Source organism: Paenibacillus sp. FSL P4-0184, assembly GCF_038004625.1.
Classification (GTDB): Bacteria; Bacillota; Bacilli; order Paenibacillales; family Paenibacillaceae; genus Paenibacillus_AQ.
In genome coordinates, this window is sequence record NZ_JBBORN010000001.1 from 3,175,176 (window position 1) to 3,187,448 (window position 12,273).

The window sequence follows — 12,273 nt, forward strand, 5'->3', positions numbered from 1 at the left end:
AAACTGTGAGTTTTTTCCGTAAGCAGGCCTCACCTCCAGATGAGACCAACAGTAAAAGTTCCATAGGCCTGCGACTCAACGTGTTTTTCTTTAGCACGTTTGTTATATTTTGCGTAATTATTATACGCCTGGCTGTGTTGCAATTCGTGGAAGGACCCACTTTAACTGAAGTGGAGACAAGCAGAGATACCAAAAATGTACCGCTAGCTTCCATGAGAGGTGTAATTTATGCTGCTGAAGGTGAGAAGTTAGCGTACTCTACACCGGTTCAATCGCTGTATATTACGCTCAATAAGGAGTATACCGCTAAGCAAACAGATAAAATTACCGGTAAAACTACCCTAACTCCAGAAGCTAAAGCCAAGTCAGATGCATTGGCAGCCAAGCTGGTAGCTGATTTCAATAAATATGGTGATCCAAAAGCTGAGAAGATGACAGAAGAAGATGTTATTGACGCACTGGATTTATATTTCCGGAAATCACTTGGCTTTATGGCACGGCGAATTAAGGCGGACCTGACTACTCAGGAAGTGGCCTATTTCATGGAACATAAGGGAGAATACCCAGGCCTTGAAATTGTCGAGGAAAGCATTCGTCATTACGATAAAGATACGGTTGCCGTACAGACGATAGGTTATATCAAGCCTTTTAAATCAGCAAACAGCCTTAATATTTATAAGAATATCTTAAATGCTATGAAGAACAATCCGGAGCCAGGACTAACGTACAAGGACGACGAATTTGTCGGATTTGACGGCCTGGAGCTGCAGTATCAGAGAGAGCTTCGGGGACAAAACGGCTATCAGGAAATCTCCGTCAATCCACAGAACATGGCAGAGAAAGTCGAGCGTGTAGTCCCTCCTGTGAAAGGCAATGACGTCTGGACAACTATTAATAAGAACATTCAGATGAAGACAGAGCAGGCGATTATGGATCAGATTAAGTGGTTGCATTCCAATACTGTACAGGGTAAAACGCATCCTAATGCTTTAACTGGTTACGCTGTAGCGATGGAAGTCGATACGGGGAATATCGTCAGTATGGCAAGTATGCCGGACTACGATACGAATATTTGGACATCGGGATCCTTATCCACAGATGTCTGGAACAGTATCATGGATAACTACCAGAACGGTACCATTAATCCGATTTCTTCAGGGACGTCAGGTAATGGACTTAGGTCTGTACTGCTACTAGGTTCAACAATTAAACCTTTGAGCGTACTGGTGGGTCTGAATGAAGGTCTCTTTACAACCTCAACCTACTATCCGGATAGAGGTTTCGCGACTTTTGGTAAAACAGGTCATGAAACTAAGGTAAGAAACTCCGGAGGACATGTGTACGGTTCTATGGACCCTGCAAGAGCGATTGAGAAATCGTCGAATGCGTTCATGGTGGATATGATCGGTAAACGATTGTATGACAAATACAAAAGCAAAGGCGTAGATGTCTGGGATAAGTATATGAAAGAGTTTGGACTTGGTGTATCCACGGGAAGTGGTCTGCCAAATGAATTCTTAGGACAGATTAACTATACCAATATAGAGGCTGCAGGTAGTGCCCAAGCGGCACTTGTATATGCTTCTTTCGGCCAACAAGGTAGTTATACGGTGTTGCAGCTTGCGCAATACGTAGCTACACTTGCTAATGAAGGACAGCGGATTAAACCTCAGCTAGTTAGCAAGATTACAGATGCTGACGGAAAAGTAGTCAAGGAGTTCGGTCGTGAGGTAATAGATGAAGTAACAGCCTTTGATAAATCCTACTGGAAAGAAATTCAACAGGGTATGCGAAGTGAAGTTAGTGCTTTTTCTGATTTCCCTTATGATTTTGCTCGTAAGACGGGAACATCTCAACAAGTGGCGAAGGGTCAAATTCGCGATAATGGTGTATTTATTGCCTATGCCCCACGAAATAATCCTAAGCTGGCAGTAGCCGTAGTCATTCCAGAAGGGGGCTTTGGTTCCCAGAGTGCTGCGCCGGTCGCACGCAAAATTTTTGATGCTTATGATTGGGAATATGGACTTGATGGCGTTCCGAAGAAGAGTCTGCAGTCAGGTAATAATACGAATGATCCTGCGAATGAAGGAACGACTACAGGTACTCAGTAACATTGACTCTAAGGTGAATAATGATTAAAAAATAAACAGCTGCTCTATTGAGAGCATAAAAGAATGGAGGGGTGGCAATGACTGCCAAATACCGCCTGCTTGCTTTGGATATGGATGGAACCCTACTGAATGATGAACAGATTATTACACCTACAACGGTGAAATGGCTTCAGAAGGCGGTCGACGCAGGCGTTCACGTCTGTCTGTCGACAGGCCGGGCTTTTACAAGTGCATTTCCATATGCTGAGCAGCTTGGACTAGAAACACCTATGATTACTGTGAACGGTAGTGAGATATGGCGAGCACCACATGAAATTTATCGGCGATCCTTGATGGACCCTATGCTGGTACAACAAATGTATGAACTTGCTAAAGAAGATGACATCTGGTTCTGGGCCTATTCTACAGAAAAAGTCCACAAACAGGATAACTGGGATGGGGATGTAACGGGCAGAGAATGGCTTAAATTCGGTTATCATACTGAAGATGATGAGCTTCGTCATAAGTTGCTGCTTCGTCTTCAAGATATGGGTGGATTGGAGATTACGAACTCCTCTCCACATAACCTGGAGATTAACCCTCTAGGAGTAAATAAAGCAGCCGGAATCATGGAAGTCTGTAAGTTGCTAGGACTAGACATATCCCAAGTTATAGCGGTTGGTGACAGCCTCAACGACCTTGCAGCGATTCAGCAGTCAGGGCTTGGGGTTGCCATGGGCAACGCTCAGGACACGGTTAAAGAAGAGGCTGACGCTGTGGTGGCTTCTAATAATAATGATGGAATTGCAGAAGTCATTCAAAAATATATTTTTAATGAAGCTATTGCGAAGTGAATCCATAGAGCATATTTGCTATTAGGAGGTTAAGTATTGACGATCCTGGGTTGGATTCTTATTATTGCTTTATTTGCCGTAGGGCTAGCCGGGGCTGTGTATCCTATACTGCCGGGTGCACTTGCGATTTATCTTGCTTTTTTCGTATATGGCTGGTTCTTTTCATTCGAGCCTTTTGGTGCTTGGTTCTGGATCATTCAAACGCTGATCGTTGTAGTTCTATTTATTGCTGATTACGTTGTAGGAGCGTGGGGCGTTAAGAAATTTGGCGGCTCGCGTTCATCGATTATCGGGAGTACGATTGGGCTAATCATTGGTCCTTTTGTAATCCCAGCCTTTGGACTTATTATCGGTCCGTTTCTGGGTGCCTTTATAGGAGAATTGATCGTGGGTTCTTCACCAGCTAAAGCTGCCAAAGTAAGTGTAGGATCAATACTTGGGTTGTTTAGTAGTACTGTTGTCAAAATTGTGCTACAAATTATTATGGTCGTCCTCTTTTTTATATGGGTCGTCCGGTTTTAATTTTAACAGTGAAGAAGGGGAAATGGTTTGTCCAAGAAAGAGTCTTTCGTAAAAGGCACGCTTATCCTTGCTGCTGCAGCTTTGGTGGCAAGGGTACTCGGGCTTGTCCAGCGGGTGCCGCTGGATCATATTTTTGATGATGTGGGGAGAGCATCATTTGGGGTATCGAACAATATCTATTTAATGCTGCTCACCGTGGCTACAGCAGGTATTCCAAGTACGCTCAGTAAGATGGTCTCCGAGCGGTACGCTCTGAATCGTCCAGAAGAAGCTAGACAAGTGTATCATGCAGCATTGATATTTTCGGTAGCAGCAGGGGTAGTTATGACTGCATTGCTGTATTTCGGCGCTCCGTTCTATGCGACACATATTGCTGACGTACCTGAATCAGCGATGGCAGTTAGGGCTATTGCACCTGCGCTTTTACTTTTTCCGGCGATTGCCATGATGCGCGGTTATTTTCAAGGGCGCAACAATATGATGGCTGGTGGTATTTCACAGATTGTAGAGCAGTTCGCTCGCGTACTAGTCGCTATTTTACTAGCTTATATTCTATTACAGCAGGGGTATAACAATACAACTATAGCTGCGGGAGCCTCCTTCGGTAGCGTAATTGGTAGTATTGCAGCATTTGGTGTCATGATTTATTTTGCAATCAAGCTGCGCCGAGAGGATAAGCAGCAAGGATTAAATTACGATACCACTCAAAAATTGCCGATTTGGGGAATTTATAAGGATATTTTCACACTTTCAATTCCGATCGTACTCTCTTCACTTACGATTCCCGTAGTGAATGTAATTGATACTTCTTTGGCTGTTCCACTGCTTATCGATCAGATGGGTAGAGAGAGTGCAACAGCAGCTTTGGGTATACTAACCACGCGTGCTCAAAGTGTGGCCGGAATTCCACCAGTACTAGCCATTGCGCTAGGTACCTCGCTGATTCCGATCATTTCAGCTGCTTATGCCCGTCGTGATGAGGGACACTTGAAGAAGCAAATTACACTTGCTTTGCGGATTTCTATCCTGACAGGGATGCCAATTGTGTTGGCACTTGTGGCAGCAGCCTATTCTGTAAACGGGTTATTGTTCAGCAGCTTGGACGGAAGCGGAATTGTGGCGATGCTTACGATTGGAACGATCTTTCAGATCACCATGATGACAACGAACTCTATCTTGCTCGGTATGGGCAAATCACGCATTTCAATGTATTATGTGCTAGTGGGTATTATTGTTAAATTAGTCGCAAGCTTCTTACTAAGTAAGATATTTGGGATCTACGGGATTATCGGCGCAACAGCACTTTGTTTCGTAGTTATTACTATTCTTAACTTACGGATGCTGAAATCCATTGTACCTTTCGAAATTATGGGTAAACGGTGGGGTGGCTTCGCAATTGCGGTTCTGGTGTCCGGTGGTATTGGTTTTGGACTTAACCAAGCTGGAATTCTGTTAACAGATCTAATGCCTGCACGTCTGGCGTTTCTGATCACTTGTCTTGTTGTAGGGGCCGCAGTTGTTGTTATTTATCTGGTCATGCTAATTGTACTGGGTGTGCTTACTAAACAGGAAATCTCCAGTTATCCGCGTGCATTGCAAAAATTGCTCCATCCGCTGATGAAATTGCAGCCTGCGCGTGTTCGTATGAGAGAATAAGTTTGACTTCTGCATGACATTTTGCTTCACTTAAAGAATAGAAATTTGACAGATATGGAAGAAAGGACTGAACAAGCTATGGACAAAATTAGTTCTCCTGCTGAATTTCAGGTAGCCATTCAATCTCCTCGATTAACTGTAGCCATCTTCAAGGCGGACTGGTGCTCAGATTGTAAATTTATCGATCCTTTTATTCCTGAGGTAGAGCAAGCCTATGCAGATCGTCTAACGCTGGTTGAGGTTGACGTTGATGCTGTGGGTGACGTTAGTCAGGAACAAAATATTATGGGTATTCCAAGCTTTGTCGCGTATTCCGATGGACGTGAACTGGTTAGATTCGTTAATAAATTGCGTAAATCCCGCGAGGAAATTGAGAATTTCCTGGATAAAGCGGTTCAAGTGCATCAAAGCATTCAACAGTAATTCCGGAAAACCACCGCTTTCGCCTGTTCGAGCAAAAGCGGTGGTTTTTTAAGATGCTTCTTCATTACTAAAAACTGCGGGTGATATTTTTGTCGACAAATCAGTTGAAATGGCTTAGTTATCTTACTTGCCTTATCATGTTCCTCGCTGTACTAGGGGGAGCGGTTGTAACGAAGACTGGATCGGGATTGGAATGCGGAAATGAATGGCCGCTCTGTCATGGGAAATTGATTCCGGCCTATACTGTAGGTTCGATGATTGAATACACCCATCGCTTGTTTAGCGGATTGGCAGGGTTATTGTCACTTGCCTCGATGATTGCCTTTTGGCGTTATGCTCGAAATCGGAGGGACTTGTTAGTATATGCATTCATGACGTTGCTGTTTGTAATTGTTCAAGGTGGTATGGGAGCGCTTGCAGTGATTAAATCCCAATCTGCTGCTGTAATGGCACTGCATATGGGCTTTTCCTTGATTGCTTTTTCAAGTTCTCTAATGCTGGCTCTAGGAACTAAAAGGCGACATGAAGCAGGTGAGTACGATCCTAAGATGGAGCTTCAGAAGAAACCCGTCAGTAAGGCTTTCCGCAATTTAACCTGCTTCACGGCCTTATATTCCTATGTTGTTGTTTATATTGGAGCCTTTGTTAGTCATACGGATTCGCGCGGTGGATGTTCTGGCTGGCCGCTCTGTAACGGTGAATGGGTTCCCGAGCTTTCCGGGGGAGTAGGTATTGTTTTTACGCACCGGATTGCGGCTTTGATCTTATTCATTCTTACTGCGGTGCTTGGACATTTAGCTTTTTGGAAACATAAGGATTACCCAGAGCTAAGAGCTCTTGGCGTAGCGGCTGTTCTGCTGTGCTTGATGCAGGTATTTAGTGGAGCTGCTGTTGTTTACACACTAGATAATGAAAGATTGTACATATTTGCCGCTTTGGCTCATATTTTGTTGATCGCTAGTTTGTTTGGTGTCTTATGTTATATGAGTGTAAGAGTCTGGCAGCTGAATCGTGCGAGAAATGTAGGTGTTGAAAAAATACAACGAATCCAATGACACCGTTATAACACCCTTGGTAGAAAGTTCCCACCGTGGATAGAGTCGCTTTACCTGCGGAATAATAAAGTGGAAATCGGTATATCGTGGTGCTGGACAAAACTTTAGGAGGACTGGGATATGCTGCGGGTTATACTTGGAGAGCCGCCTCGAAAGAACAGCGGTGTATTGGCTGACGCGATGGAGAACATGGCCACATTTGCAGCCTTACTACGCAAGGAAATGAATGCTCATGAGGATAATGACCATGAGTACCGCAAGCTGGAGATTTGGACACGTGGACTGATCTCCTCATTGGATGAATTGGAGCAAAGCTGGTTCGCAGCTGCTTTTTACCGGAAATCGGTAATCGCTGGTTATATGGATGATATGTCACCAGTGGAACAAGGCGATTATGCGCGGTATGTTTATTTTTATAAAGATGGATTTATTCGTGTGTTCTCTCTTCTGGACAAGCTTGGAACGGTACTGAATCATTTTTATGACCTCAAAACCTCCAAATTAAAAACGCACTTTTCTTATTTTACAGTACTGCGTCAACTTCAGTTATTGAATGTGCATCCTGCGCTAGCGGATCAACTGGAACAGATCAAGAACTCTTATCGTGATCCACTGGAGAATCTACGCAAGCGTAGAAATGCTGAAATTCATTATATGAATTCCGAAATGCAGGATGATTTATGGCAGCGACATCAAGGCCTGCATGACAAAATTCAGCTTGAGGATTTAGATAGCCATCTTGAGGATTTAAAGCAGTCCCTTGAAATGAACTGTAAAACATTAATCGCGGCATTCAGCTACAGCAATGAACAGCTGCGTAAGGAAATAAGCAAGGCAAAGCGTGTACAATCCTAGCGTTCAAGATATTTCCTTTTGACAAAAAACAAGAAACTTACTATACTTATGCTTGCATTAAAGTCTGTACGAATTCAAACATAAAATTTCATACTCTATATCTTATCGAGAGTGGCGGAGGGATAGGCCCGATGAAGCCCGGCAACCGATTTGTATACAGCGCGATTAGCGTTATGTACAAATGTCATGGTGCTAATTCCTACAATGACGCAAGGTTTGTGGTCGTTGGCAGATGAGAAGGCATTGTCTAAATAAACACACAGAGCCTCTTGCGATCTGCATCGATCGTCGGAGGTTTTTTTGTATGGAATAAGTGAATTATAAAGGGGGCGACGAGCGTTGATTAATCTAAAAGGAATAACAAAGGTATATGGAAAAGGCAGCCATGCGGCTACAGCACTTTCCGGATTGAATTTGTCTATCGAGAAAGGTGAAATATTCGGAGTTATTGGCCATTCTGGAGCGGGAAAAAGCACATTGATCCGTTGCATTAATCTGTTGGAGCGTCCGACAGAAGGGGAAGTTTGGGTAGATGGCATTGAACTAACTAAGCTTACTCAAGGTCAGCTGCAGGAACAGCGACGCAAAATTGGGATGATTTTTCAACATTTCAATCTGCTATCTTCTGCGACGGTGTACGATAACATTGCTTTTCCTCTGCGACTCACAGGCACCTCGAGAGCAGATATTGATACTAAAGTGAAAGATTTGCTTGCCTTAGTGGGGCTTGAAGAACACAGGGATAAATATCCCTCCCAATTATCAGGAGGACAAAAGCAGCGGGTCGGCATCGCACGGGCACTTGCCAGCGACCCTGATGTGCTGCTGTGTGACGAAGCAACCTCTGCGCTTGACCCACAAACGACAGACTCTATTCTTAAGCTATTGCTCGATATTAATAAACGATTCCATCTGACCATTGTGCTGATCACTCACGAAATGCACGTGATTCAGAGCATCTGCGACCGTGTTGCGGTCATTCATGGTGGTGGTATCGTTGAGCAAGGTAAAGTCACGGAGGTATTCCTGAAGCCGCAGCATGAGGTCACTCGCGATTTCATTCGCAGTGAATCACAGAATGAGGGCCCCCTTCGTACGGCGCTTGACGCTGCTGCTGGGGACAACTCTCAGGCCGTCAAAATTACTTTTTTCGGAGAGAAGACCTACGGCTCTGCACTTTCCAATGTAGTACGTGAGACAGGTGTTAGCTTCGCCATTCTGCATGGTACCATCTCAACGATAAAAGACGTACCTTATGGACAAATGATTGTTCGGTTCGAAGGTCCAGCTGAAGCGATCTCTGTGACGATAGCCGAACTAACCGCTCAAGGCCTTGAAGTGGAGGTGATTTCGTAATGAATTTCGCAGACTTAAACTGGCAAGAAATGATGGATGCTACAGTTGCTACCTTGCAAATGTTAATATTCTCTGGATTGTTCACAATTATTCTTGGTTTACCACTCGGAATTCTATTGTATTTATGGGGAAGATCGAATAGTATAGTAATCAGAGTAATTTACTCGGTCTTATCGTTCGTTGTAAACATCCTACGTTCGGTACCGTTTATCATTTTGATGGTAGCATTAATTCCATTTAGCAAAGCCGTTGTTGGAACTTCCATCGGAGTACTCGGTACGATTCCACCACTCGTGATTGGTGCAGCTCCATTCTTTGCTCGCTTGGTGGAAACGGCATTAAGAGAAGTGGATCGTGGAGTAATCGAAGCGGCGCAAGGGATGGGAGCATCCACGAATCAGATCGTTATGCGTGTTCTTTTGCCAGAGGCTCGTCCAGGTCTGCTCGCTGGGGTTACGATCACACTGGTTACACTGGTCTCCTATACGGCAATGTCCGGGATGGTAGGCGGCGGCGGGCTAGGGGATCTAGCGATTCGTTACGGATATTACCGGTATGAGAAGGAAGTTATGATTATCTCTGTAGTCTTGATGGTCATACTGGTGCAATTGCTACAAATGGCCGGTGATCGACTAGTACGACATTTCACACGGAAATAAGGTACGTCCATATATAGCCTTATTCATACAAATACCAAGGATAAGAGGGGGATTTAAAATGAAAAAATTACTACTTACTTTTTTTAGTCTGACACTGGTTGTGGTGCTGGCTGCTTGCGGCAATAACAATAATGCTTCTAAATCGGCTGCTACTAATGCACCAAAAGATGGTGCTGCAACTGAGTCTTCCGCAGAACCTGTAAAATTGGTGGTTGGTGCTTCACCTGTTCCACACGCTGAGATCCTAAAAGCTATTGCCCCATTGCTTGAAGCGCAAGGAATTACATTAGAAATCAAAGAATTCACTGACTATGTTCAACCAAATGTTCAGCTTTCAGAGAAGAATCTGGATGCTAACTTCTTCCAACATCAACCTTACCTGGATGACCAGAATCAAAAGAACGGTTCGGATCTAGTTTCTGTTACAGCCGTTCACGTTGAACCTTTTGGTGCTTATTCCAAAAAAATCAAATCCATCGACGAGCTGGCTGATGGTGCGAAAGTTGCCATCCCGAATGATGCTACAAACGGTGGTCGTGCACTGATCCTGCTTGCCAAAAATGGACTGATTTCTTTGAAAGATGATACCAACATCACATCTACCCAAGCAGATATCACTGAAAATAAGAAAAACCTTAAAATCATCGAGCTAGATGCAGCAATGTTAGGTCGTCAATTGGATGAGGTAGATCTTGCCTTGATTAACACTAACTATGCTTTGGAAGCTAACCTAGTTCCTACTAAAGATGCTTTGTTCATTGAGGGTACGGATTCCCCTTATGCTAACATCCTTGTAGCTCGTCCTGACAATAAAGAATCTGATGCAATCAAAAAGCTTGCCGCTGCACTGAATTCTCCAGAAGCTAAAGCTTTTATTGAAGAACAGTACAAAGGCTCGATCATTCCAGCATTTTAAGACAGAAAGCTGACTTAATCTCTAATACAGCATAAAACCCGCTGCCTAATGGCATGCGGGTTTTATGCTGTATGTTGTAGGGGAAGTGTAAATCCTCTATAATAAGAAAATCCCGATCTCCTGAAGAGGAGGATCGGGAATGATATTGAATGGGATTAGAATACTTGCATAACTTCTTGTACGCCTTCTACTTCTTCAAGAAGGGCGCGTTCAATCCCGGCTTTCAAGGTGATCGTGGAGCTTGGGCAGCTGCCGCAGGCACCCATAAGTTTCAACTTAACGATGCCGTCTTCTACATCGACCAGTTCAACGTCGCCGCCATCGCGTTGCAGGAACGGACGAAGCTTATCCAGCACTTCCAATACTTCATCATACATTTCGGTGCTTTGTGCATTCTCACTCATTTCTCAATCACTCCTTTCGTAAGTTCATTATAGTACAAAAAGTTAAAAAATAAAATGGTTAGGCGGAATAGGGAGATCATCATGAGACCAATTATTGAATTTTGTGCCAGTAACATGGGTCACGGAACAGACAAGCTAATGCATAAGCTGGAGGAAAATCCAGATTACGATGTGATCGAATACGGATGCCTGAACAATTGTGGGGAATGTTATTTAACCCCGTTTGCCATGGTTGAAGGGGACATCGTTGCAGCAGATACTGTTGACGAGCTAGAAAAGAAAATTGATACTAAAATCAAAGAGCTAGAGGCTTGGTTTAATATGGACCTTGATTAGTGCTTTTTGTGGAAAATAAAGGGCTGCTCTTTTTCGTATTTATAACGGAAAAGAGCAGCCCTTAGGTTTATCCTAAAGTGCGTTTTGACATCCAGAGCACCCCGCTCTTAAGGATACGGGGAACCCGTCCTTTGACGGAGCGTTGGCCCATCAGACCAAATCCAGCTTTCTTGCCTAGTGAGCCTAAGGTACCCTTTAGACGAATAGGATGAAGCTTAGGGGTCTCGCCGCGCCACATGGCTTGAATAACCTGAGCAACCTGCTCACCCTGCGCTCCTGCGGCTTGTGCGCTTGGAGCGAATGGTAGGCTGGCACAGTCGCCAATTACATACACTTCTGGATAATCAGGTACACGATAATATTCATCCAGAATGATTCGTCCTCCGCGATCCTTTGGGACTGTTAATTCCTGAACAACCTTCACCGGTTGGATCCCCGCGGTCCATACCGTAACATCTGAAAGAATTTCCTCTGTACCGTTAAAAAGCGCATCTTTCTCTACATGGGATACGGAGACACGTCCGAGTGTCTGTACTTGATGGTGGTGAAACCATTCCTCCACGTACTGTGACAGCTTCGCAGGGAAGGCAGATAAGACACGTTCACCGCGATCCAGAATAGCAATATTAAGATCTGGTCGGCTCTCCCGAAGCTCTGCCGCCAATTCCACTCCACTTAGTCCTCCGCCTACAATGTTTATTGTTCCATAAGGTTTCACATCGTTTAAACGTTGATAAGTTTCGCGTGTTCCTGCAAAGGTCTGGATACTGCAAGTATATTGATCAGCTCCAGGGATGTTATGGTAATTGTCGGTACAACCTAGTGCAATAGCAAGTATGTCATAAGACACAGTCTCGTCAGGCTCCATTGTAACGATTCTACTCTCCAAATCAATGGAACTCACCTCACCGTAACGGATTGTGAGACGGGGATGAACCGGAAACTGGATCCGCAAGTGATAGTCAGTTACTGTACCTGCGGCAAGCGCATAATATTCCGTTTTGATTCCTTGATAAGGCATTCGGTCAATTAAGATAATTTCAATATCCTGTGGAAGGTGATTATTGAGCAATTCTTGAATTAGGGCCAAGCCGCCATAGCCGCCGCCCAGAACGAGTAGTGTTCTCATGCTGACCGAACTTCCTTT

At 44.2% G+C, this 12,273-nt stretch carries 13 protein-coding genes and 1 riboswitch; of the genes, 11 read left to right on the top strand and 2 right to left on the bottom strand.

Annotated features, from left to right (window positions below):
• Positions 1–5 precede the first annotated feature (5 nt).
• The 10 genes from MKY52_RS13880 (at position 6) to MKY52_RS13925 (ending at position 10,386) form a co-directional block, all read left to right on the top strand.
• Positions 6–2,111: a peptidoglycan D,D-transpeptidase FtsI family protein gene (locus tag MKY52_RS13880; RefSeq protein ID WP_341051803.1), complete on the top strand. Its 2,106-nt coding sequence runs from the start codon at positions 6–8 to the stop codon at positions 2,109–2,111.
• Between the two features lie 77 nt (positions 2,112–2,188).
• A complete protein-coding gene (locus MKY52_RS13885) occupies positions 2,189–2,944 on the top strand; it encodes a Cof-type HAD-IIB family hydrolase (protein WP_341051805.1) in 756 nt (251 codons plus the stop codon).
• 36 nt (positions 2,945–2,980) lie between these two features.
• Positions 2,981–3,466 (top strand): DUF456 domain-containing protein, encoded by a 486-nt coding sequence (locus MKY52_RS13890; protein WP_042191598.1) that lies wholly within the window; start codon positions 2,981–2,983, stop codon positions 3,464–3,466.
• A gap of 27 nt (positions 3,467–3,493) precedes the next feature.
• Positions 3,494–5,122, top strand: a complete 1,629-nt coding sequence (locus MKY52_RS13895) for a putative polysaccharide biosynthesis protein (RefSeq protein WP_341051806.1) — start codon at positions 3,494–3,496, stop codon at positions 5,120–5,122.
• Positions 5,123–5,200: 78 nt separating this feature from the next.
• The gene (locus tag MKY52_RS13900) at positions 5,201–5,545 is read left to right on the top strand and encodes a thioredoxin family protein (RefSeq protein WP_341051809.1); all 345 of its coding nucleotides are present in this window, start codon (positions 5,201–5,203) and stop codon (positions 5,543–5,545) included.
• Between the two features lie 89 nt (positions 5,546–5,634).
• Positions 5,635–6,600 (top strand): COX15/CtaA family protein, encoded by a 966-nt coding sequence (locus tag MKY52_RS13905; protein WP_341051811.1) that lies wholly within the window; start codon positions 5,635–5,637, stop codon positions 6,598–6,600.
• A gap of 120 nt (positions 6,601–6,720) precedes the next feature.
• Positions 6,721–7,455: a Cthe_2314 family HEPN domain-containing protein gene (locus MKY52_RS13910; RefSeq protein WP_042191592.1), complete on the top strand. Its 735-nt coding sequence runs from the start codon at positions 6,721–6,723 to the stop codon at positions 7,453–7,455.
• A gap of 99 nt (positions 7,456–7,554) precedes the next feature.
• Positions 7,555–7,694, top strand: a riboswitch (SAM riboswitch).
• 100 nt (positions 7,695–7,794) lie between these two features.
• A complete protein-coding gene (locus tag MKY52_RS13915) occupies positions 7,795–8,811 on the top strand; it encodes a methionine ABC transporter ATP-binding protein (protein ID WP_341051816.1) in 1,017 nt (338 codons plus the stop codon).
• Positions 8,811–9,470 carry a methionine ABC transporter permease gene (locus MKY52_RS13920; protein ID WP_339243424.1) on the top strand — a complete coding sequence of 220 codons (660 nt, stop codon included), beginning with the start codon at positions 8,811–8,813 and terminating at the stop codon, positions 9,468–9,470. Before MKY52_RS13915 ends, MKY52_RS13920 begins: the two co-directional genes overlap by 1 nt.
• A gap of 58 nt (positions 9,471–9,528) precedes the next feature.
• Positions 9,529–10,386 carry a MetQ/NlpA family ABC transporter substrate-binding protein gene (locus MKY52_RS13925; RefSeq protein WP_341051819.1) on the top strand — a complete coding sequence of 286 codons (858 nt, stop codon included), beginning with the start codon at positions 9,529–9,531 and terminating at the stop codon, positions 10,384–10,386.
• A 155-nt stretch (positions 10,387–10,541) separates the two neighbouring features.
• Here the strand turns inward: MKY52_RS13925 and MKY52_RS13930 are convergent, their stop codons facing one another.
• Positions 10,542–10,790, bottom strand: coding sequence for a NifU family protein (locus MKY52_RS13930; RefSeq protein WP_042130899.1), 249 nt, complete (start codon positions 10,788–10,790; stop codon positions 10,542–10,544).
• An 81-nt stretch (positions 10,791–10,871) separates the two neighbouring features.
• Between MKY52_RS13930 and MKY52_RS13935 the strand changes: the two genes are divergently transcribed.
• Positions 10,872–11,126 carry a YuzB family protein gene (locus MKY52_RS13935; RefSeq protein ID WP_042191582.1) on the top strand — a complete coding sequence of 85 codons (255 nt, stop codon included), beginning with the start codon at positions 10,872–10,874 and terminating at the stop codon, positions 11,124–11,126.
• A 67-nt stretch (positions 11,127–11,193) separates the two neighbouring features.
• Here the strand turns inward: MKY52_RS13935 and MKY52_RS13940 are convergent, their stop codons facing one another.
• Complete coding sequence (locus tag MKY52_RS13940) at positions 11,194–12,255, bottom strand: NAD(P)/FAD-dependent oxidoreductase (RefSeq protein WP_042191580.1); 1,062 nt, start codon at positions 12,253–12,255, stop codon at positions 11,194–11,196.
• Between the last annotated feature and the right edge of the window lie 18 nt (positions 12,256–12,273).